At 72.0% G+C, this 20,024-nt stretch carries 21 protein-coding genes and 1 pseudogene; 13 read left to right on the forward strand and 9 right to left on the reverse strand.

Annotation, left to right across the window (positions count from 1 at the left end):
• Nucleotides 1–203 precede the first annotated feature (203 nt).
• Genes LW587_RS11040 through LW587_RS11050 form a run of 3 tightly spaced genes read right to left on the reverse strand, consistent with a single transcriptional unit; the run spans nucleotide 204 to nucleotide 2,854 of the window.
• The gene (locus LW587_RS11040) at nucleotides 204–884 is read right to left on the reverse strand and encodes a Smr/MutS family protein (protein WP_232629642.1); all 681 of its coding nucleotides are present in this window, start codon (nucleotides 882–884) and stop codon (nucleotides 204–206) included.
• Nucleotides 881–2,125, reverse strand: coding sequence for a murein transglycosylase A (mltA, locus tag LW587_RS11045; RefSeq protein WP_232629643.1), 1,245 nt, complete (start codon nucleotides 2,123–2,125; stop codon nucleotides 881–883). Before mltA ends, LW587_RS11040 begins: the two co-directional genes overlap by 4 nt.
• A 15-nt stretch (nucleotides 2,126–2,140) precedes the next feature.
• Nucleotides 2,141–2,854, reverse strand: a complete 714-nt coding sequence (locus tag LW587_RS11050) for a Tim44/TimA family putative adaptor protein (RefSeq protein WP_232629644.1) — start codon at nucleotides 2,852–2,854, stop codon at nucleotides 2,141–2,143.
• Nucleotides 2,855–3,381: 527 nt separating this feature from the next.
• Between LW587_RS11050 and secB the strand changes: the two genes are divergently transcribed.
• From secB to hisS, 6 genes and pseudogenes are all read left to right on the forward strand, one after another.
• Entirely contained in the window at nucleotides 3,382–3,888 is a 507-nt protein-coding gene (gene secB / locus LW587_RS11055; RefSeq protein WP_232629645.1) for a protein-export chaperone SecB, read from the forward strand.
• 114 nt (nucleotides 3,889–4,002) lie between these two features.
• Nucleotides 4,003–4,140: a hypothetical protein gene (locus LW587_RS11060; RefSeq protein ID WP_232629646.1), complete on the forward strand. Its 138-nt coding sequence runs from the start codon at nucleotides 4,003–4,005 to the stop codon at nucleotides 4,138–4,140.
• Nucleotides 4,141–4,312: 172 nt separating this feature from the next.
• Nucleotides 4,313–4,738: pseudogene (locus tag LW587_RS11065) on the forward strand (MFS transporter); the annotation flags it as partial.
• A 106-nt stretch (nucleotides 4,739–4,844) separates the two neighbouring features.
• Nucleotides 4,845–5,348: a DUF3429 domain-containing protein gene (locus LW587_RS11070; protein WP_232629647.1), complete on the forward strand. Its 504-nt coding sequence runs from the start codon at nucleotides 4,845–4,847 to the stop codon at nucleotides 5,346–5,348.
• An 81-nt stretch (nucleotides 5,349–5,429) separates the two neighbouring features.
• Entirely contained in the window at nucleotides 5,430–5,801 is a 372-nt protein-coding gene (locus LW587_RS11075) for a tRNA-binding protein (protein ID WP_232629648.1), read from the forward strand.
• Between the two features lie 105 nt (nucleotides 5,802–5,906).
• Entirely contained in the window at nucleotides 5,907–7,418 is a 1,512-nt protein-coding gene (gene hisS / locus LW587_RS11080) for a histidine--tRNA ligase (RefSeq protein WP_232629649.1), read from the forward strand.
• A 49-nt stretch (nucleotides 7,419–7,467) separates the two neighbouring features.
• On the opposite strand, the gene LW587_RS11085 is transcribed toward hisS, so the two are convergent.
• The 6 genes from LW587_RS11085 to chpT all read right to left on the reverse strand — a co-directional run bounded on the left by LW587_RS11085 (nucleotide 7,468) and on the right by chpT (nucleotide 14,132).
• A complete protein-coding gene (locus LW587_RS11085) occupies nucleotides 7,468–8,325 on the reverse strand; it encodes a CheR family methyltransferase (protein ID WP_232629650.1) in 858 nt (285 codons plus the stop codon).
• The gene (locus LW587_RS11090) at nucleotides 8,322–9,473 is read right to left on the reverse strand and encodes a protein-glutamate methylesterase/protein-glutamine glutaminase (protein WP_232629651.1); all 1,152 of its coding nucleotides are present in this window, start codon (nucleotides 9,471–9,473) and stop codon (nucleotides 8,322–8,324) included. The genes LW587_RS11085 and LW587_RS11090 overlap by 4 nt, the downstream gene beginning before the upstream one ends.
• A 94-nt stretch (nucleotides 9,474–9,567) precedes the next feature.
• Nucleotides 9,568–9,954 carry a response regulator gene (locus LW587_RS11095; RefSeq protein ID WP_232629652.1) on the reverse strand — a complete coding sequence of 129 codons (387 nt, stop codon included), beginning with the start codon at nucleotides 9,952–9,954 and terminating at the stop codon, nucleotides 9,568–9,570.
• An 11-nt stretch (nucleotides 9,955–9,965) separates the two neighbouring features.
• Entirely contained in the window at nucleotides 9,966–10,448 is a 483-nt protein-coding gene (locus LW587_RS11100; protein ID WP_232629653.1) for a chemotaxis protein CheW, read from the reverse strand.
• Between the two features lie 50 nt (nucleotides 10,449–10,498).
• Nucleotides 10,499–13,210 (reverse strand): hybrid sensor histidine kinase/response regulator, encoded by a 2,712-nt coding sequence (locus LW587_RS11105; protein WP_232629654.1) that lies wholly within the window; start codon nucleotides 13,208–13,210, stop codon nucleotides 10,499–10,501.
• Nucleotides 13,211–13,355: 145 nt separating this feature from the next.
• Nucleotides 13,356–14,132, reverse strand: a complete 777-nt coding sequence (gene chpT / locus LW587_RS11110; RefSeq protein ID WP_232629655.1) for a histidine phosphotransferase ChpT — start codon at nucleotides 14,130–14,132, stop codon at nucleotides 13,356–13,358.
• Between the two features lie 296 nt (nucleotides 14,133–14,428).
• Between chpT and LW587_RS11115 the strand changes: the two genes are divergently transcribed.
• From LW587_RS11115 to LW587_RS11145, 7 genes are all read left to right on the forward strand, one after another.
• Complete coding sequence (locus tag LW587_RS11115) at nucleotides 14,429–15,343, forward strand: 3'(2'),5'-bisphosphate nucleotidase CysQ family protein (protein ID WP_232629656.1); 915 nt, start codon at nucleotides 14,429–14,431, stop codon at nucleotides 15,341–15,343.
• A 207-nt stretch (nucleotides 15,344–15,550) separates the two neighbouring features.
• The gene (locus LW587_RS11120) at nucleotides 15,551–16,162 is read left to right on the forward strand and encodes a DUF1134 domain-containing protein (protein WP_232629657.1); all 612 of its coding nucleotides are present in this window, start codon (nucleotides 15,551–15,553) and stop codon (nucleotides 16,160–16,162) included.
• Nucleotides 16,163–16,406: 244 nt separating this feature from the next.
• On the forward strand, nucleotides 16,407–17,123 hold the full coding sequence (locus tag LW587_RS11125) for a hypothetical protein (RefSeq protein ID WP_232629665.1): 717 nt from the start codon (nucleotides 16,407–16,409) through the stop codon (nucleotides 17,121–17,123).
• Nucleotides 17,124–17,317: 194 nt separating this feature from the next.
• The gene (locus LW587_RS11130) at nucleotides 17,318–17,587 is read left to right on the forward strand and encodes a 3',5'-cyclic-nucleotide phosphodiesterase (protein ID WP_232629658.1); all 270 of its coding nucleotides are present in this window, start codon (nucleotides 17,318–17,320) and stop codon (nucleotides 17,585–17,587) included.
• Nucleotides 17,588–17,694: 107 nt separating this feature from the next.
• Nucleotides 17,695–18,045: a hypothetical protein gene (locus tag LW587_RS11135; RefSeq protein WP_232629659.1), complete on the forward strand. Its 351-nt coding sequence runs from the start codon at nucleotides 17,695–17,697 to the stop codon at nucleotides 18,043–18,045.
• Between the two features lie 146 nt (nucleotides 18,046–18,191).
• On the forward strand, nucleotides 18,192–19,460 hold the full coding sequence (gene lysA / locus LW587_RS11140; RefSeq protein ID WP_232629660.1) for a diaminopimelate decarboxylase: 1,269 nt from the start codon (nucleotides 18,192–18,194) through the stop codon (nucleotides 19,458–19,460).
• A gap of 232 nt (nucleotides 19,461–19,692) precedes the next feature.
• Nucleotides 19,693–20,024: DUF4175 family protein (locus LW587_RS11145; RefSeq protein ID WP_232629661.1), on the forward strand; the 332-nt coding region annotated here is incomplete at its 3' end.

Raw genomic sequence — 20,024 nt, forward strand, 5'->3', positions numbered from 1 at the left:
CCCCCTTTCTTCGGCTGGCTCAAGAGGCAGGTCGACCCGCACGTCTCGGGCCCTCCGTCGCGGATGGATCCCGCTTTCGCCCCCGAGGCCATGTTTACCGTGAGGCCATGTTTACCGTGAGGCCATGTTCAACCGCGAGGCCGCCGAGAGGTGGGGCGGGCGCACGCGATGCCACTTGGCATCGACGCCTCGAACACCCACGGCTACCGGCGCCGCAGCCGGACGTAGAGGGCGCCTTCGCCGCCATGCTGGCGGGCCGATTCCTCGAAGCCGAGGACGATGCCGCGCAGGTCCGGCCCGCGCAGCCAGTGGGGCACGCTGCGGCGGAGCACGCCGCGTTCCGAGAGCCCCTCGCCACGGCCGCGCAGGGCCGGATCGCCGCCTTTGCCGGTGACGACGAGCACCCGGGCATGGCCGGCGGCCCGTGAGCGCATCAGGAAGCCGACCAGAGCCGCGTGGGCCTCGGACTGGTAAAGGCCGTGCAGGTCGATCCGCGCCTCGATCGGCAGCGTCCCGCGCTCCAGGCCGCGCCGTTCGCGACGCTCCAGGCCGGGCGGGGCCGCGGGCCCAGGCGGGCGCGGGGGCAGCGTCCGGATCGCGACCGGTGCGCCCGTGAGATCGCCGAGCTTGACCGGCTTGGCGGGTTTCGGCGCCTTCGCGGCCGGACGGGCGGGCGCCGGAACCTTCGCCGGGAGGGGCGTCGCCGGGAGAATCTCGGCCGCAAGCGCGGGCACGGCCGGGGCCATGGAGGGAGGCAGCAAAGCCTCGGGCGCCGCGGGTTTGATGCGGGCGCGGTCCCGCAGGGGCGTGATCAGCTTGGCGATCTCACCCCAGAGATGGGCCTCCTCGCGGGTCAGCCGGCGTGGGCGCCGTGGGAGCCTCACGGCGGCGCTCCCCCGCGTCCGGCCTCCGGCGCAGTCGATCCCCGGGCGGCGGCCGGCTTGGGCAGCAGCACCACGAAGCCCATCCGGTCATGCAGGTCGCCCGCGGCGACCCCGGCCGTCGCGCCGGTGCCGACATAGAGGTCGCCCCGGGCTGGGCCGACGATGGCCGAGCCGGTATCGGCCGCGATCACGAGATGCCCGCGCCCGGGCTGGCCGGGCAGCTTTCCTTCCAGAAAGAACGGCAGGCCGTAGCGCCACAGGGTGCCGTCCACCGCCATGCTGCGGCCGGGGCTCAAGGGGGCGCCCGCGGCGCCGGGCGGTCCGAGCTTGGGATCCGTCACCGGCTCCACGCGGAAGAAGATGTAGGATCGGTTCATCCGCATCAGCCGGCGGGCATGGTCGGGGTTGGCTCGCAGCCACGTCGTCCAGCGCTCCAGGCTCAGCCCGTTGAGCGGCAGGTGGCCTTCCGCCACGAGGAGCTTGCCGATGGAGGTGTAGGGCTGGCCGTTCTTGCCGTCGTAGAGCACCCGCATGGAGCGCCCGTCGGGCAGGCGGGCGCGGCCCGACCCCTGCACCTGCAGCACGAACAGATCGACGGCATCGCGCAGCCACAGCACGGGCTTGGTCTGTGCCGCGATGGCCCCGTCCTCGATGGCGGCGCGGTCGGGATAGGGCTCCAGCCCCGTCGCGGTACGGCGACCCGATTTGTAGATCGGATCGAGCCCCGGCGCGGTCTCACCGGGCGCCAGCGTCACGAGGTCGTCGGGGCGCGCCAGCACGGGCGCAGTGGCGCCGGGTCCGGGCTCCAGGGCTCCGGTCAGTTCCGGCTCGAAATAGCCGGTGAGGAAGCCCACACGCCGCTCGGGCTCGCCGCCTGCGGCCGGCCGCACGATCCGGTAGGCCGAGAAATGCGCCGCGAAGAAGGAGTGGGCGGCACCGGGATTCGCTCCCGCCGCCGCCGCGCAGGCCGCCGCGAGGTCGACCGGATCGCCGAGGACGCCCTCGGCCTGCGGCGGATTGGGGCCCGGGGCGGCGCAGGTGCGACGAAAGGCGTCGAGGGCGGCTGCGGCGTCATCCGCGCCCCAGCCGGGCAGGCCGGCGAGCGCCACCGGTTCCAGCACGGCCCCGGGCAACCGCGGCGGCGCATCCGCCCGGGGCTGATCCTGCCCGAGGGCGGGAACGGAAAAGGCCGCAGCGGCGAGGACCGCTGCGGCCGGAAGGAAGACGCGTCGGAACGACATCGCGCTGTGAAAGAATCAGCCGCCGGCGTCGGTGGCGACGAGCTGCCAGTTCGGGTCGCGGGCGCCCAGGGTGCGGGCAAAGGTCCACACGTCCGGCACTTCGACGCCGGTCTCGGCATTGCCGTCGATCACCTTGCCCTCGGCGTCGCGGGTGGCGGTGATGAGGTTCGACAGGAAGCGCACGGTGACCTGCGCGGCACGGTTCTTCACATCGATGGCGATAATCTCGGCCTTGTCGATGGAGATGAAGGTGGTCTCGGCGGTCTCGTGGCGCTGCTCGCGCTCGGAGATCGCCCGCTCGAAGCCTTCGCAGACCTCCCGGGACAGCAGCGCCCGCAGGGTCTTGCGATCACCCTTGGCGAAGGCGGTCACGATCGCCTCGTAGGCGCCCTTCGCGCCTTCCAGGAAGACGCGCGGCTCGAAGCTCGGCTCGGCCTGGACGATCTGTTCGAGACCACGGGCGACCGCCGAACCCGGCTCGGCGATGCCGCGCCAGTCGCGCGGGGCGTTCTGGGCCGCGGCCGGCTGGGCGCGGTCCGCTCCGGGCAGGCGGACGACGTTGTCGCCCTCGGCCCGGCCCGCCTGCGGCTCGGTGCGGTTGCGGTCCACCGGCCGGAAGGGCGAGCGCTCCGCCCCGGTCTTCTGGCCGAGGACCGAGCGCAGCCGCCAGATCACGAAGACGGCCAGCGCCAGGAAAATGAGGGTGGTTACGTCGAAGGAATCCTGCATCACCGATCCGAATCGTGACCGTCGCACGCGTGAGGCCGACGCCCGAAGGCCGCCGGAGAGAGGGACCCGCTCCCGATCGCCGCGTCCTCGAACCCGAGAAGCGACCTGCCTCGCGGGCCCCGGCCGGTCCGCGGAGGTATCTCGCCGGACGCTCTTAGCGGAGGCCGGCGCGAGGATCGAGCCGCGAGCGGCTGAGGTTGAGGCGAATGTCTCCGAGGTCTGGCGGGAAGTTCGACAAGTCCACGAGCTTATCGTCATATGGGCGCCTTCGCGAGCGATTCCAGGCGCCGGCGGCGCGTTCGAACCGCGCGGGAGGCCGCCGCGTCCGCGCGAGACCGCAACCGCCGTCGTCCGGACGCGTCAGGGAATGCCCGCGGGCGCTCCCGGAACCGGCCTCCGCTTGTTCGCGGGAAGGCGGCATGTTAGCGCGCAGCCCGCGTCGGCGGGCTCGCTCCACGAGCGCCACGGCGCCGCGTGGATGGGCGTCGCCCCCCGCGCAGGAAGACCCCGAGGAGGAGAGACACGTCATGGCCGACACCGCGGCACCCAACGGCAACGGCGCCCAGGACGGCGACCTCGCCCCGGCGATCAACGCGCTGGCGCAGTACGCGAAGGATCTCTCCTTCGAGAACCCGAACGCGCCGCGCTCCCTGCAGCCGCAGGAGGGCGGGCCTCAGATCAACATCCAGGTCAACGTCAACGCGCAGCAGATCGCGGAGGCCGATTTCGAGGTCGAGCTGACGCTGGAAGGCGACGCCAAGATCAAGAACGAGGTGCTGTTCGCCTTCGAGCTGAAATATGCCGGCATCTTCCGGATGCGCAACATCCCGCAGGACCAGATCCACCCCGCCGTCATGATCGAGTGCCCGCGGCTGCTGTTCCCCTTCGCCCGTCAGATCGTGGCCGAGGCGGTGCGCAATGGCGGCTTCCCGCCCCTCTACATCGATCCGATCGACTTCGTCGGCCTCTACCGGCAGAAGATGATGGAGGCGCAGGCCTCCCAGGGCGGCCAGGGCGCGCCGCTCGCCTCCTAAGGGGCCGGCACGAACGGAATTCGAGGGAAGGCCCCGGTGCGGATCACGCGCCGGGGCCTTTTTCAATCGGCGCCCGTCTCGTGGCGGGCAGGTCCCATTCTTCCCGGAGGGGTTGTGATCGCGGGCGCCCGGCAGGCGCTCACAGGCCCTACGGTCCGCGCCGCCATCGCCCCGAACGTCCTGTCTCTGCGGGAGACCGCCGACCTCCCGCTCCCGCGCCTGCAGGTTCCGCCGGAGACGCTGATCCTCTGAAGTTCGGCCGAGGACGCTAACGATCGCAGCGGCGCCGGCACCCCGTGGGCCGCCCGGGCATCGGTGGCGTCCTGGGCGATGCGCTGGTCCCGTCGATGGGCGCCAAGGATCTCCATGACCGGGGCCGCCCATGCGGACGCCAGCGGCTTCGAGGCTCGCTCGCGCCGCGCTGATCCTCGCCGCCGGGTCGCTGGCCGACCGGCGCGGGCGGCGCCAACTCCTCATCGCCGCCTGTCTGGGCTTGCCCGTCCCGGCGGCCCTGTCGGCGTTCCTGAATGATCCCATCTGGCTCTTCACCGCCGAGATCCTCGACGGCGCGGCGTCCGGCATCATCGGCGTGGCGGTTCCGGTGGTGGTGACCGACCTGACCTGGGGGTCGGGCCGCACCCAGACCGCGCTCGGCACCGTCAACGCCGTGCGGGGCGCCGGCGGCGCGCTCTCGGCCTGGCATGGCGGCCTCGCGCAGGGTTGGCTCGGCTGGTCCGGCGCTTTCCTGGCGCTGGGCGCGGTGGGCATCGGGGCGCCCGTCCTGGTCGGGTGGCTCGCCGCCGCCACCGAGGAAAGTGCGTCGCCCCGTCGCCGCAACCGCCGCGCGTGAGAGGCTGCGCGCGACCGGAATGCCGGCCTGATCGCGGCGCGAGCCCCGGGAACAGGCTGGCGCCCCGCCGGTTCACCGGGCGAATTTTTCCGGCTGCGAGGAGCGTATGGCCCGAGCGCAGGATGACGGGGCCGGTCGCACGATTCGGGCCTATGAGCCGCGGGCAGTGCCCTGGCTCAGCGTCGTGTTCGGCTATGGGCCGATGCTGCCCTTCCTGGCCGGGGCGGTGCTGGTCTGGCTGCTCCCGGGACGAGCGGCCGAGACGGTCTTCACCCTGACCCTGCTCTGGGGCTGCGCGATCCTGCTGTTCCTGTCGGGCGTGCGCCGCGGCGTCAGCTTCCGCACCGAGGGTGGGGCGACGCTGGCGCAGATCGCCACGATGCTGAGCCTGTTCCTACTGGGCTACGGCGCCCTTCTGGCGTTCGCCCTGGGCAAGCCCGCCCTCGCCCTCGGCCAGCTGATCGTCGGCTTCACGGCGATCACGATTCTCGATCCCATCGCCGCCCGCCGCGGCGAGGCCCCTCTCTTCTTCGAGCGCCTGCGACCCGCGCAGATTCCGCTGGCGATCCTCGGCCTCGGGGCTCTCCTGGCCTACCGCCTCACGCTCTGAGCGTCCGTTCGGGATGAGGTCTGGATGGGGGACGGCCGTCGGTCGTAGATCGTCGCACCGCCACGCTCCGCGAGCGACCCCATGCATGTGAGCCACGATCCCACCGCCCCGGCATCCGAGAGAATCGGGTTCGACGCCTTCCTCGCCGTCGACATCCGCATCGGCACCGTCGTCTCGGCGGAACCCTTCCCCGAGGCACGCAAGCCCGCGCTCAAGCTCGTCATCGATTTCGGGCCGGTGATCGGCGCCAAGCGCTCCAGCGCGCAGCTCACCGAGCATTATACGCCGGAGCGCCTGGTGGGTCGGCAGGTCGCGGCGGTGGTGAACTTTCCGCCCCGCCAGATCGGAAAGTTCCTGTCGGAGGTGCTGACGCTGGGCTTCGCCGACGCGGCCGGCGCCGTGATCCTGTTTCGCCCCGACCACCCGGTGCCGGACGGCAGCCGCCTGTTCTGAGGTGTCGCATGAGCTCCTCGGCTTGCCGCTTCGCCGCCGCCTGCGATAGAGCCGGGACTCCCTGACAAACCCCTCTCCGCAAATCCCTCTCCGATCGGCGACGACATGGCCAAGGCCGAGACCCTCAAGCCCCGCCTGCCGCGCGGCTTCCCCGACCGCACCGAGGCCGACATCCTGGCCCAGGGCCGGATGCTGGAGACGATCCGGCAGACCTTCGAGCTCTACGGCTTCGAGGCGCTGGAAACGCCCTTCGTCGAATACACCGAGGCGCTGGGGAAATTCCTGCCCGACCTCGACCGGCCGAACGAGGGCGTGTTCTCGTTCCAGGACGATGACGAGCAATGGCTCTCGCTCCGCTACGACCTGACGGCGCCGCTCGCCCGCCATGTCGCGGAGCACTTCGACGCCATTCCGAAACCCTATCGCAGCTACCGGGCCGGCTACGTCTTCCGCAACGAGAAGCCGGGCCCGGGCCGCTTCCGCCAGTTCATGCAGTTCGACGCCGACATCGTCGGGGCGGGCTCGGTCGCGGCGGATGCCGAGACCTGCATGCTGATGGCCGACACGCTCGAGCGGCTCGGGCTCGCCGGCCAGTACGTGGTCAAGGTCAACAACCGCAAGGTCTTGGACGGCGTCATGGAGGCGATCGGGCTGGCCGGCGCCGACAAGGCCGGCCAGCGGCTCACCGTGCTGCGCGCCATCGACAAGCTCGACCGGCTGGGTGCGGACGGCGTGCGCCTGCTGCTCGGCCCCGGCCGCAAGGACGAGAGCGGCGACTTCACCAAGGGCGCCGGCCTCGCGGACGACGCCGTCGAGCGCATCCTGGCCTATGTCGGCTTCGAGGCGAGCCCCCACGAGGGCGCCGACCGGCTGGCCTTCTGGGAGAAGTTCTTCGGCTCCTGGCAGGCGGTGGTGGGCGAGTCCGAGACCGGCCGCGCGGGCATCGCCGAACTCCACGCCATCATGCGCCTGTGCGAGGCGGCGGGCTACGGCCACGACCGGATCCGCGCCGACCCGTCGGTGGTGCGCGGGCTGGAATACTACACGGGGCCTGTCTACGAGGCGGAGCTGACCTTCCCGGTCACCAACGAGGACGGCCAGACGGTGCGCTTCGGCTCGGTCGCGGGCGGCGGGCGCTATGACGGGCTGGTCGGGCGGTTCCGCAGCGAGCCGGTCCCGGCCACCGGCTTCTCCATCGGCGTGTCGCGGCTGTTCTCGGCCTTGCGGCTGACCAAGAGCCCGCTGGTCGAGGGGGCGGCCAAGCCCGGCCCCGTGGTCGTCCTCGTGCTCGACCGTGAGAACATCGCCGAGTACCAGGCCCTCGTGGCCCGCCTGCGCGCCGAAAATATCCGGGCGGAGCTTTATCTCGGCGCCGCCGGCATGAAGGCGCAGATGAAATACGCCGACCGGCGCCGGGCGCCGGCCGTGGTGATCCAGGGCTCGAACGAGCGCGAGGCCGGCGAGGTGCAGATCAAGGACCTGATCGAGGGCGCCCGCGCGTCGGACGCGATCGCCAGCAACGCCGAGTGGAAGGCCGCGCGCCCGGCCCAGGTCTCGGTGCCGGTGGGGCGCATGGTCGAGGGCGTGCGGGAGGTGCTCGCCCGGCATTTCGGGTGAGGCGCCGCCCGCGCGGTGCCGGCCCGGATCCGCGATCCGGGCCGAGGTCCTAAAACCCCGCCGCCATCCGGGGCGGCGGCGCGGCGGCGCGGGCCGTGCTGCCCTGGCGGTAGAGGCCGCGATGCTGGCTGTCGGGCACCAGGGATTCGGTGAGGCCGATCACGGTCTCGGCGGCGCCGAGGAGCACGGCCCCGTCGGGGGCGAGGGACTTGGCGATGCGATCCAGCACGTCGGCCTTGGTCGGCGCGTCGAAGTAGATCAGTACATTGCGGCAGTAGACGATGTCGAACTGCCCGAGATGGTCGAAGGGGTGCAGCAGGTTCAGCGGCCGGTAGCTCACCATGCTGGCGATCTTTGGACTGATGCGCCACTGCTCGCCGACTTGCGTGAAATGCTTCACCAGCAGCTGCACCGGCAGGCCGCGCTGGACCTCGAAATGGCTGTAGAGCCCGAGCCTCGCCTTCTCCAGCACCTCGGTCGAGAGGTCGGTGCCGACGATCTCGACCTGCCAGCCCGCGAGCTGGGCCGCGGCCTCGTGGACCATCATGGCGAGCGAGTAGGGCTCCTGACCGGTCGAGGCCGCCGCCGACCAGATCCGCAGCCGCCGCACCGCGGCGCGGGCGGCGATGGCGCGGGGCAGCAGCACGTCGCGGAACAGGTCGAAGGGCGCGCGGTCGCGGAAGAAGAACGTCTCGTTGGTCGTCATGGCCTCGACCACCGCCCGCTCCAGCGGACCCTCCCGCGACAGGCGCAGGGTGCCGACGAGGTCCGACAGGGTGTTGACGCCGAAGCGCCGGCAGACCGGCGAGAGCCGGCTCTCGACGAGGTAGCGCTTCTCGGGGCCGAGGCTGAGCCCGGAGCGCCGCTTGAGGTAATCCCGCAGGAAGAGGAAATCAGCCTCGGTCATGCCACGCCCCCGATCGCGTTGCGCAGGGCCGGCCCGATCTCCGGGAGCGGCAGGACGGCGTGGCACAGACCCGCCTTGGCGACGCTTCCGGGCATGCCCCAGACCGTGCTGGTCGCCTCATCCTGGGCGAGAAGCACGCCGCCGGCCTCGACCAGCGCCCGCGAGCCCGCGGTGCCGTCCGAGCCCATGCCGGTGAGGATCACGCTGAGCGTGGCGCTCCCGTAGAGGGCGGCCGCGTCGAGGAACAGGACGTCCACCGCCGGTCGGCAGAAGTTCACGGGAGGTCCGTCGTCGAGGCGGATCACCGGGTCGGCGGCCGAGCCGGCAAGCCGCATGTGGCGCCCGCCCGGGGCGACGTAGATGCGGCCCGGCTGCACCCGCTCGTCGGCCTTGCCCTCGGCGGCCGGCAGGCCGACCCGGGCGCCGAGATGCTCGGCGAAGACGGCCGTGAAGACCGGGGGCATGTGCTGCACGATGAGGACGGGCAGCCGGCGCAGGGTCGCGGCGCCGATCTTCTCCAGAACCTCGCCGACCGCCTTCGGACCGCCGGTCGAGGAGCCGACCAGCAGAACCCGGGGGGCGCCGTGGGTGCGCGGGCGGGGGCGCAGGGTCACGGTGCCGGACAGGCGCGAGACGGGGGGCGCCGCCGAGGGGGTGGCCGGGGAGGGCGTCTCGACGGCGGTCGGCACCGGGCGGCGCCGGGCGCGGGCGGCGCCGAACACCCGGATGCGCTCCAGCAGGTCGGCGCGAAACCCATCGGAGGTCGTGACCCCGCGGTTGCTCTCGGGCTTTGGAATGTAATCGACGGCGCCGAGGGAGAGGCAGCGCAGCGACACGTCGGCGTTGCGCTGGGTCAGCGTCGACATCATCACGACCTGCACGCCGGGCTGGCGCGCGAGGATCAGCGGCAGGGCCTGGATGCCGTCGAGCTCGGGCATCTCGATGTCGAGGAGGATCACGTCCGGCGCGCAGCGGGCGAGGGCGTCGACGGCGGCCCGTCCGTTCGAGGCGGTGGCGACGACCTCGTGGCCCGCCTCGCCGAGCCAGCGGGAGACGAGGCCGCGCACCACCGCGGAATCGTCGGCGACCAGCACCTTCACGGGGCTGCGCGCCGCCGGGGCATGGGCGACGGCGGGAATGGCCGACATGCGTTTCGTGCCTCTGGAAGAGAAACAGGGGGAGGGATCGTGGCCTCCCCGGATCGGCGCGGCGGGGCTGGGACCCGCCGCGGACGGGACGGTGTCAGACGAGCTCCGACAGCCGCGCCGCGAAACCGACCTGATCGAGCTTGGCCATCATGATCTCCCGATCGAAGGGCTTCATGATGTACTCGTCGGCGCCGGCCCGCAGGGCGCGGGCAATGGCGCCGACGTCGTTCTCGGTGGTGCAGAACAGCACCTTCGGCCGGTCGCCGTTGTGGCTCTGGCGCAGGAGCCGCAGGAAGGCGTAGCCGTCCATGTTCGGCATGTTCCAGTCGAGCAGGATCACCGAGGGCATCTCCTCGGTGCACAGGGCCAGGGCCTTCTCCCCGTCCTCGGCATCGCGCACGGCGAAGTCGAGGGTCTCCAGGATGCGGCGGGCGACCTTGCGGATCACCGCAGAGTCATCGACGACGAGAGCGGACCTCATCCGGTGTCTCCTCAGGCGACCTTGGCGTCGCGACCGGCATCGCCGAAGGCGAGCAGCGCGTCCACGTCGAGGATCACCAGCAGGCGCCCGTCGAGGCGGTGGACGCCGAGCGAGAGGTCGCGCCAGCGGGCATCGAGGTTGATCGGCACCGGCTCGTGGGTCTCGGCGCCGAGCTTGAGCACCTCGCCGACGCCGTCGACGATGAGCGCGAAGGTCTCGCCCGCCTGCTCCAGGCCGATCGCCATCTGGGCGGCGCCGGCCTCCCGGTTCGCCAGGCTCAGGCGCCGGCGCAGGCACAACGCGGTGACGACGCGCCCGCGCAGGTTCAGCAGGCCGACGATCTCCTTGGGCGCGAGCGGCACCGGGGTGATGCCGGCGGGCACGAACACGTCGTGCACCCGGTCGATGGTGAGACCGAACATCGTCTCGCCGACGAAGACGGTGACGTAGTCGGTGGTGTCGGTGGGGGCCGTGTTGGCGTTGGCGGCCTGCATGGGCGGCGTCCTCTGTCGCGGTTCGTTCGGGCGGGCGGGGGTGGGCCCGCTCAGGCGGCGCGGGCGAGGCCGGGCTCGCCGATCTCCGTCAGTGCGGCGAGCAGACCCGAGCGGTCGAACTTCGCCACGAGGTCGTTGATCGCGAGCTTGCGGGCCTGCTCGATCGCCTCGGGGCCGACCGTGCCGGTCAGGGCCACCACCGGCATCTCGGCCAGCCGGCCGCCGGCCTTGCGCATGGCGCCGACGAGGTCGAAGCCGCTGCGGCCGGGCATGTCGAGGTCGCTGACCACGAGGTCGATGCCGGCATTGTTCAGGAGGATGGCGATCGCCTCGTCCGCGCTCGAGGCCACCGTCACGCCGTAGCCCGCCGCCTTGAGGACGGGGGTGAGCATGTCGCGGAAGAAGGCCGAATCGTCCACGAGCAGGAGGGAGGGCGCCTTGACCGCGGCCTTGCGGGGTCCGCGGGCCCAGTCGTCGTAGGCGAGCGGCAGGAAGTGGGCGATGTTGATGATGTCGGTGGCCCGGCCCCGCAGCACCGCCGAGCCGATCAGGTCGGAGCGATCGGCCGAGATCTCGATGTCGAGGCGCTCCTCGACGATGTCGACGATCTCGTCCACCACGAGACCCATGGCCCGGTCGCCGTCGGAGAACACGACGAGCGCCTGGGTGCCTTCCGTCCGCAGGGCGACCGACGGGTCGGCCGGCACCAGCGGCATCAGGCGGCCACGGTACTGGATGAGCGGGCGTCCGCCCAGATGCTCGATCTTGGAGGCGTCGATCTCCTCCAGGCGGGTGACGAGGGAGAGCGGCACCGCCTTGAAGCCGCCCGCGCCGCCCTTGAACACCAGCAGCGTCGACTTGGCGTCGCCGGCCTCGATCTCCTCCGCTTCCGCCTCGGCGGCGGCGCCCGACTGCGCGCTCTGGCCGACGAGCTTGGCGACCCCGTTGGGATCGACGATGAGCACCACGGCGCCGTCGCCGAGGATGGTGTTGCCGGCAAAGAGCGGGATGTGCCGCAGCTTCGACGACATCGGCTTCACGACGATCTCTTCCGTGTGGAAGACCTCGTCGACGAGCACGCCGAAGCGCTGGCGGCCAACCTGGGCCACCACCACGAAGCCCGACTCGACGATCTCGCCCTCGTTCACCGTGGCCTGGCCGCGCATCAGCCCGTCGAGGGTGACGATCGGCAGAAGCCGCTCGCGCAGGCGCAGCACCGGCGCCCCGTGGATGCGCTCGATGGCGTTGGCACCCTCCTTGGCCCCCCGGGCATCGACCCGAACGAGTTCCAGAACCGCGATCTGCGGCACCGCGTAGCGTTGGGCGCCAGCCTTGACGATCAGCGCCGAGACGATGGCCAGAGTCAGCGGGATCTTGATCGTGAAGGTCGTGCCCTTGCCGAGCTCGGTCGCGATGTCGACCACGCCGCCGATGGTCTCGATATTGGTCTTGACGACGTCCATGCCGACGCCGCGGCCGGAGACCGAAGTGATCGCCTTCGCGGTCGAGAAGCCGGCATGGAAGATGAACTTCGCGACCTGCGCATCGGTCATCCGCTCGATCTCGGCGGCGGGCGCGAAGGAACGCTCGATCGCCTTCCGGCGGATGGCGGCGAGGTCGAGACCCTTGCCGTCGTCGGCGATCTCGATCGTGATCGTGCCGCCCTCGTGGTAGGCGGAGAGGCGGATGGTTCCGCGGGCGGGCTTACCCGACTTGAGGCGCTCGTTGGTGGCCTCGATGCCGTGGTCGGCCGAGTTGCGCACCATGTGGGTGAGCGGATCCTTGATGACGTCGAGCACCTGACGGTCGAGCTCGGTCTCGGCACCGGCCATGACGAGGTCGATACCCTTGCCGAGTTCGGCCGAGAGGTCGCGCACCACGCGGGGCAGCTTCTGCCACGCATTGCCGATCGGCTGCATGCGCGTCTTCATGACGCCTTCCTGCAGCTCGGCCGTGACATGCGACAGGCGCTGCAGCGGCACCTTGTAGCTGGAATCCTCGTGGCGCCGGGCGATCTCGAGGAGCTGGTTGCGGGTCAGCACCAGCTCGGACACCATCGTCATCAGGTGCTCGATGGTGTCGACGTTCACGCGGATCGTCTGCACCTTGGCAATCGCCCCTTCGCCCCCCTCGGACGGACCGGCGGCGGCCCGCGGCTCCGGGGCGGCGGCGGGCTCGAGCGCCTCTTCGGCCTCGGCGACCGGCTCGGGCAGGGCGGGGGCAGGCGGGGCGACCGGCGCCGCCGGGGCGAATTCCTCGGGGCCGGGCGCCTCCATGAAGGCGCGCTCCAGGTCCTCGAGGGACACTTCGCCGGGCTTCAGCTCACGCTCGACCGGCGGCGGCAGCACGATGGCCGCGGGGGCGGGCGCCGGCGCGGCGACGGCGGACTCGTCCGAGGACATCAGCTCGAGGGCGCCGATCAGATCCTCGTCGGTGCCCGTGGGCTCGGAGCCGCTGGCCTCGAGATCGGCAAGGATCGCCTTGAGGCGGTCGAGGGTGGCCAGGATCAGGGTGACGGAGGCGCCGCTGACGGGATATCCGTCGCGAAAGCGGCCCATCAGGGTCTCGGCGGCGTGCGCCAGGGCTTCGAGCCGCGGCAGCCCGAGGAAACCGCAGGTGCCCTTGATGGTGTGCACCAGTCGAAAAATATTCCGCAGGATCTGCTGGTTGTTCGGATCTTGCTCGAACCGGACCAGTTCCGCATCAACTGTATCCAGGTGTTCTGCACTCTCGACCAGAAACTCGCGCAGCAGATCGTCCATGACAGGTACTCGTCAAACGCGCACGAACGGACGTGCGACGAGCAGTCTCGCCTTGGAAAGTTAGTGAAGCGTTGCGGGAGCCAGGAAAAGCCCGAACAACCCATTGGTTTTTCGGGCTCGGGAACCGGCCAAGAGGGCCGGCGGCTCAGGCGAGCTGCGTGTCCGAGGGCGACGGGCTGTCGGAGGGGCGGTCGTCCTCGACGCTCGGGCGCGGGGCGCCGGGCAGGCCGGTGCCGGCCTCGGTCGGCGTCGCGGTGATCGTCACCTCGTCGCCCTGGAGCACGAAGCGCACGTCCATGGCGGCGGCCCGCGCCACGAGACCGGCATAGAAGGGCAGGATGCCGTGCGCATCGACGACGCCGCCCTCGGGCCGGCCCGCGATCAGAGCCTCGGCATGGGTGGGAATGCGGGCGTGACTGCCCTTGGAATGCAGGGTGAAGGTCGGCGCCTCGCCGGTGCCGGTGACCTTCACATCGATATGGCCGCCGCGGGGGATGGCCGTCGAGGCGATGACGACGAGGTTGAGGAGGAGCTTGACCGCGTTCTTCGGGAACAGGGCCTGCGGCGCGCTCCAGGCGATCTGGGTCTTCTCGTCGCCGAACATCGCCCGCGACACTTTCTCCGCGTCGGCAAGGTCGATCGAGGCGCCCGCCGAGCCCGCCGCCCCGAAGGCGATGCGGGCGAACTGGATCCGGGCCGAGGCGGTCTTGGCGCTCTTGCGGATGAGATCCAGGGCGAATTCGCGCATGGAGGGATCGTCGTCGTCCTCCAGCACCTCGAGCCCGTTCACGATCGCGCCGATCGGGCTGATCACGTCGTGGCACACCCGCGAGCACAGCAGGGCCGAGAGATCGAGCGCGTCGAGGGTGACGCTGGTGGGAGCAGGGCTCTCGCTAGGACTGCTCTCGATGGGACTGCTCATGGCGCACTCCGGTGCCGGATGGCGGGGATCGCGGGTCCGAGTTCGGCGTGGGCCTCGGATGTCGGCGCACCGATAGTCACGGAATCCGGCTTTGGAAAGTCGCGTCGCGTCAGGGGGGAGGCGGCGAACGCGATGTCGCGACGCCCGGCGAAGTCGAAAGTTGGGAGCGGATCGCCCCCGTCCCGCATTGATTCAGGGGACGTGGCCCCGGGCACGCACCGCCATCCGCGGGACGCTGCACTGAATTTGCGTCTCTGCCGATCGACAGACCGGCGTCATCGTAGCAAAACGAACCAATGACCGTTTCCGACCCGATTCCCGCGCCCGCGCTGACGGCGCCCGTCCCGGAATCGGCGCGCGACGCGATTGCCGAGGTGCTCGCCTGGATCGCGTGCGAGGCCGGATGCATCCTGCGCGGCTATCATGGGAGCGACTGCCCGCACGTGGTCAAGCCGGACGGCTCGCCCGCGAGCCTCGCCGACGAGCGGTCCGAGAATCTGATCGTCACGGCGCTGGCGCGGCGCTTCCCCGGCATCCCGGTGATCGCCGAGGAAACCTCCGCCGCGGAGCGCCCCGCGCCGCTGTTCTTCCTCGTCGATCCCCTCGACGGCACCCGCGACTTCCTGGCCGGAAGCGAGCAGTACTGCGTCAACATCTGCCTCGTGCAGGGCGACCGGCCGGTCGCCTCGGCCCTCGCCGCCCCCGGCGTCGGCCGGGTCTGGGCCGCGGGCATCCAGGCCCGCGAGGCCCCGATCCGCGAGGGCCGACCCGGCGCCTTCCGCCCGATCGCGGTGCGCCGGGCGCCGGAGGACGGGCTCGTCGCCCTGGTGAGCCGCCTGCACGGCGACAGCGACACCGATGCCTGCCTGCAGCGCGTCGGCGTCGGCGAGCGCCGCGTCACCTCCTCGGCCCTGAAGTTCTGCCTGATCGCCGCGGGCGAGGCGGATATCTACGTGCGCTGCGCCCCCACGATGGAGTGGGACACGGCCGCGGGCGATCACGTCCTGACCATGGCGGGCGGGCGCGTGGTCGGGCCGGACGGCGGCGCGGTCACCTACGGCCACCACGCCCGGCACTACCGCAACGGCCCGTTCGCGGCACTCGGATCGCCCGTCGGCCGCGACGCGCTCGGCCTGCCCCGGGAGAGCGCGATGACCTATTTCGACCGGCGTCGCGCCGGCGAGAGCGTCGAGCCCGTCGCGCAGAATTGAAGCGCCATGGAACCCGCCGCGCCCGCGCGCCGGGCCGGGCGCGGGCGCGCTTAACCGGCCGTTAACCCAATCTTGCCTTGATCGGGGCCGTCACTGCGCGCCGCCCATGGGCTCGGATCGCATGGTCCGGGTCCGTCCGGGCGGGAGCGTCCGCCGCGCGCCGACGGTCACCCGCCCCGTGCGGGCCGTCGCCGAGGGAGACCGATCATGCCGCACCAGGATGCCGGGCGCCTGCCCACCCGCCGCACCGCCCTCCTCGGCCTGGCCGTCGGGCTCGCCGCCGCTCCGCTCGCCGGGGCGGGGACCGCCCGCGCCGTGGACGACGCCGTCCGTCCCGAATCCTTCCGCGCCGCGGAGGTTGTCGACAACGGCCACCGCTTCTTCGGCAGCCTGTCGCGGGGCCTCGCCCTGACCGTCGAGGAGGCGACCCGGCGCTGGGGCGAGCCCAACGGCTATATCCTGGGCCAGGAGGCCTCGGGCGCCATCGTCGGCGGCCTGCGCTACGGCGAGGGCACGCTCTACACCCGCAATGCCGGTCAGCGCCGGGTCTACTGGCAGGGGCCGACCCTCGGCTTCGATGTCGGCGGCGACGGCGCCCGCACGATGATGCTCGTCTATAACCTTCCCACCGTGCGCGGCCTCTACCGTCGCTTCGGCGGTGTCGACGGCTCAGCCTACTTCATCGGCGGCTTCGGCATGACCGCGGTCACCGATGGCGGCGTGGTCGTCGTGCCGATCCGCTCCGGCGTCGGCGCCCGACTCGGCATCAATGTCGGCTACCTGAAGTTCACGAGCCGCCCGACCTGGAACCCGTTCTGAGACCGCGATCACCCCGGGCGGTCCCCTGCGGCATGTTGGCCCGGCCCTTCGGCCTCGACGGGGCGGATGCCGTCTGCGCAGTGGGGCCTCCAGGCCTCGGATGCCGCTTCAGCGGGTTCGGGGTGAGCGCGCCCGCGCGCGACGCGGGCGCTTGCCTCCACGGCGGCAACACGGGCAAAAGGCCCGGCGGCCGAACCGATCGGCCGCGCGCCGCACGAGGGCTCCCCGCGTGATCGAGACCGTGATGATCTTCGGGCTCGGCTTCCTGCTGGCGAGCCTCTGTGCCCTGATCGCCCTGCCCACCGTCAACGCCCGCGCGGCCCGCTTGGCGCGTCGGCGCATCGAGGCGACCCTGCCGGTCAGCGTCGCCGAAGTCGCCGCCGAGCGCGACCACCTGCGGGCCGATTTCGCTGTGGCCCAGCGCCGCCTGGAGCGCAAGGCGGACGCCGCGGCGGCCCAGCGCCACGCGGCCCTCGCCCAGATCGGCACCCGCCTCATGGAGGTCGAGACGGCCGTGGCGGCACGCCTGCGCAGCGAGGCCGAGACCGCCCGCGCCCTGGACCGGATCGCCGGGCTCGACGCCGACCTCGCCACCGCCCGGGCCGAGGGCGAGGCGGGTCTCGCCACCTTGCAGGCGCTCGAAGCGGCCCACCGCACTCTCCTCGACGACCTCAAGGCGGCCCGCCGCGCGGCGCGGGAGGCCACCCCCGGTCCGTCCGCGGCTCATGGGTCGGAGACCGTGTCCGACGCCGAAATCGAGGCCGAGATCGAGACCTTGCGTGCCGAGCACGCAGGGCTCCGGTCGGAGCTGCAGGCCGCTCAGGCCGCGCTCGCCGCCCGCGGCGGCGAGGAGACCGCCGAGCTGCGCCGCCGCATCGCCGACGTCGCCGACGCGCTCGCCCGGCGTGATCGCCTGCCGAATGTCGGCGCCTTCCCGGCCCCCGCCCTGGCGGAGAACTGACGCACGGCCCCCGGCGGGTGCGGTGGCGCATGGGGCGGCGGGCGCCCGGGCCGGCCTCCCTTGCGAGCCCGAGCCCGAGCCCGTAACACGAAAATCATCCCGTGACGGCCGCGCGGACGCCTTGTTTCGAACACGCCACGGGCCCATCGCGCCCGCCATCCGACCGTCCTCACAACCGTGATCGAGCGAATATCATGGCCTTGAAGCTGACGACCCTCGTCGTTGCCCTGTCGGGCGCGGCCGTTCTTCTGGCCGCACCGGCGCAGGCGCAGCAGACGAAGCGCGGCAACGAGACGCTGAAGAAGTACTGCACCGGCGACTACCTGACCTATTGCGGCAACCTCGATCCGGACGATCCGGCCACCGACCAGTGCTTCAAGACCAACTGGGCCAAGCTCTCCGAGAACTGCCGCCGGGCGATCGACGCCTACACCCCGCCCAAGGACACCCGCAAGAAAGGGTGAGTGGCCGCCGGCCTGGGGTCGCGGCGGGCTCGCGCGGCGGGCCGCCAACGGCTAAGCTGGCGCCACCGACTGCCGGCCGCTGGGCCGGCGCCCTGCCGGAACCGCCGATGCCCGCCCGTCCGCGCCGCCTCAACCTCCTGCTCGCGATCGGCCTCGTCGCGCTCGCCGGCTCCGCCTGCGGACGCCGCGGCAGCCTGGAGCCGCCGGGCTCGACCTCTGCGACCTATCCGTCCGTGCGGCAGGGGGTGGCCGTCACCCCCCGCGCCGTGCCGACCACGGGCGTCGGCGTCGGGGACCGCGCCGCCGCGCCGGATACCGACGCGGTGCAGGCGGGCGACGAACTGAACCCCGCCGCGATTCCGCCCGGGGCCGACGGCGTCCCGGTGACGACCTCCCGGGGCGGCAAGCGCGGCTACCGCATCCCGCGCGAACCGTTCATCCTCGACGCGATCCTCTAGGGATCGATCCGAAGGGGTGGGCGCCGGCTCTCGATCGGGAGCCGATGCGGCACAGACATCTGGAGTCTCGTCCCGGATACGATATCCACGACGGAACCCCGGGCGCTCGTTCCGAACCGCCTCGTGGCCCTTACGCCAAGCGAACCATGCACCACTTCCACTACCGCGACGGGCGCCTGCACGCGGAGGACGTCGATCTCGCCGCCCTGGCCGACGAGGTCGGAACGCCGTTCTACTGCTACAGCACCGCCACGCTGGAGCGGCACTACCGCGTCTTCGCCGAGGCCTTCGCCGGCGACGACGCGCTGGTCTGCTTTGCCATGAAGGCGAATTCCAACCAGGCGGTCCTCGCGACCCTCGCCCGTCGGGGGGCCGGCATGGACATCGTCTCCGAGGGCGAGCTGCGCCGGGCGCTCGCCGCGGGCGTGCCCGGTGAGCGCATCGTCTTCTCCGGCGTCGGCAAGACGCGCGAGGAGATGGCGGCGGCGCTCTCGGCCGGCATCCTCTGCTTCAACGTCGAGAGCGAGCCGGAACTCGCCACGCTCTCCGAGGTCGCGGCCTCCCGCGGCGAGACCGCTCCGGTCTCGATCCGGGTGAATCCCGACGTCGATGCCCTGACCCATGCCAAGATCTCGACCGGCAAGTCCGAGAACAAGTTCGGCATCCCGATCACGGACGCCCGCGCGGTCTATGCCCGGGCGGCGCAGATGCCGGGGCTCAGGCTCGTCGGCGTCGACACCCATATCGGCAGCCAGATCACCGATCTCGCGCCCTTCGCCAGCGCCGCGCGGCGGCTCTGCGACCTCGCCCGCGATCTCCTCGCGGACGGCCACCCGCTCCACCACGTCGATTTCGGCGGCGGGCTCGGCATCCCCTATCGCGACGACAACGCGCCCCCGCCGGACCCGGCGGCGCTCGCCGCGATCCTGCGCCCGCATTTCCAGCCGCTCGGCCTGCGCCCCGTCTTCGAGATTGGCCGGATGATCGCGGGCAATGCCGGCATCCTCGTCACCCGCGTCGTCTATGTGAAGCCGACGGCGGGCAAGACCTTCGTCATCGTCGACGCGGCGATGAACGACCTGATCCGTCCGACCCTCTACGAGGCCTTCCACGGCCTGCGCCCGGTCGCCGAGCCCGCGGCGGACGCCCCCCGCATCACCGCCGACGTGGTCGGCCCCGTCTGCGAGACCGGCGACTATCTCGCGCTCGCCCGCGAAATGCCTCGGCCCGCTCCCGGAGACCTCCTCGCGGTGATGAGCGCGGGCGCGTACGGCGCGGTCCAGGCCGGCACCTACAACAGCCGCCGCCTCGTGCCGGAGGTGCTGGTGAACGGCGATCGCGCCGCCGTGGTCCGTCCCCGCCCGAGCTACGACGACCTGATCCGCCTCGACCGCGTGCCGGACTGGCTCGCTTAGACGATCGCCGGGGATCCCGGATCCGGGAGGGTTCTCTCGCGTCCTGTTCCGCATCGTCGTTGTCCCGGAAGCCGGACATTGCCGCTCGGGACGATGCGCGGGACGGCCGCTCCGCGTCGCGGTGGAGGGACCGCGCGGCGGGTGCCCGCGGCTGGGCTGATTTGACCCGATGGTGGCGGCCCGCCACCATGCTAGCTTCCGATCGAATGGGCGGGAGCGGCGACCGATCACGATGAGCGAGCCCGAAGGGACGAGCCCGGACACCCGGCACGGCGCGGCGCGGCAGCGCCTCGACCGGCTGGTCGCGGGGGCGCGGGCCGCGGGCCTGTGGGAGCGGGTCTGGCCGGTGCTGTGGCGCCCGCTCGGCGTCGCGCTCGCGTTCCTGACCGTCTCCTGGCTCGGCCTGTGGCTCGACCTGACCCCGCTCGGGCGCATGGTCGGGCTCGGCCTGTTCGCCGTGCTGGCGCTCGCGGCCCTGGTGCCCGTCCTGCGGGTCCCGCGCCTGAGCCGACGGGAGGCGCTGACCCGCATCGACCGGGAGGCCGCGCGCGACGGCGGCCTCGC

The organism is Methylobacterium sp. Leaf118 (assembly GCF_920984675.1).
In the GTDB taxonomy this organism is placed as follows: domain Bacteria; phylum Pseudomonadota; class Alphaproteobacteria; order Rhizobiales; family Beijerinckiaceae; genus Methylobacterium.

What these genes read in the sequence shown, in the direction of transcription:
- LW587_RS11085 (WP_232629650.1), bottom strand. Translation starts at nt 8,325, where the DNA reads ATGACCGAGGCTGATTTCCTCTTCCTGCGGGATTACCTCAAGCGGCGC.
- LW587_RS11130 (WP_232629658.1), top strand. Translation starts at nt 17,318, where the DNA reads ATGGCCTTGAAGCTGACGACCCTCGTCGTTGCCCTGTCGGGCGCGGCC.
- LW587_RS11050 (WP_232629644.1), bottom strand. Translation starts at nt 2,854, where the DNA reads ATGCAGGATTCCTTCGACGTAACCACCCTCATTTTCCTGGCGCTGGCC.
- LW587_RS11120 (WP_232629657.1), top strand. Translation starts at nt 15,551, where the DNA reads ATGCCGCACCAGGATGCCGGGCGCCTGCCCACCCGCCGCACCGCCCTC.
- LW587_RS11070 (WP_232629647.1), top strand. Translation starts at nt 4,845, where the DNA reads ATGGCCCGAGCGCAGGATGACGGGGCCGGTCGCACGATTCGGGCCTAT.
- LW587_RS11090 (WP_232629651.1), bottom strand. Translation starts at nt 9,473, where the DNA reads ATGTCGGCCATTCCCGCCGTCGCCCATGCCCCGGCGGCGCGCAGCCCC.
- hisS (WP_232629649.1), top strand. Translation starts at nt 5,907, where the DNA reads ATGGCCAAGGCCGAGACCCTCAAGCCCCGCCTGCCGCGCGGCTTCCCC.
- LW587_RS11125 (WP_232629665.1), top strand. Translation starts at nt 16,407, where the DNA reads ATGATCTTCGGGCTCGGCTTCCTGCTGGCGAGCCTCTGTGCCCTGATC.
- LW587_RS11135 (WP_232629659.1), top strand. Translation starts at nt 17,695, where the DNA reads ATGCCCGCCCGTCCGCGCCGCCTCAACCTCCTGCTCGCGATCGGCCTC.
- mltA (WP_232629643.1), bottom strand. Translation starts at nt 2,125, where the DNA reads ATGTCGTTCCGACGCGTCTTCCTTCCGGCCGCAGCGGTCCTCGCCGCT.
- LW587_RS11105 (WP_232629654.1), bottom strand. Translation starts at nt 13,210, where the DNA reads ATGGACGATCTGCTGCGCGAGTTTCTGGTCGAGAGTGCAGAACACCTG.
- LW587_RS11100 (WP_232629653.1), bottom strand. Translation starts at nt 10,448, where the DNA reads ATGCAGGCCGCCAACGCCAACACGGCCCCCACCGACACCACCGACTAC.
- chpT (WP_232629655.1), bottom strand. Translation starts at nt 14,132, where the DNA reads ATGAGCAGTCCCATCGAGAGCAGTCCTAGCGAGAGCCCTGCTCCCACC.
- lysA (WP_232629660.1), top strand. Translation starts at nt 18,192, where the DNA reads ATGCACCACTTCCACTACCGCGACGGGCGCCTGCACGCGGAGGACGTC.
- LW587_RS11095 (WP_232629652.1), bottom strand. Translation starts at nt 9,954, where the DNA reads ATGAGGTCCGCTCTCGTCGTCGATGACTCTGCGGTGATCCGCAAGGTC.
- LW587_RS11115 (WP_232629656.1), top strand. Translation starts at nt 14,429, where the DNA reads ATGACCGTTTCCGACCCGATTCCCGCGCCCGCGCTGACGGCGCCCGTC.
- secB (WP_232629645.1), top strand. Translation starts at nt 3,382, where the DNA reads ATGGCCGACACCGCGGCACCCAACGGCAACGGCGCCCAGGACGGCGAC.
- LW587_RS11075 (WP_232629648.1), top strand. Translation starts at nt 5,430, where the DNA reads ATGCATGTGAGCCACGATCCCACCGCCCCGGCATCCGAGAGAATCGGG.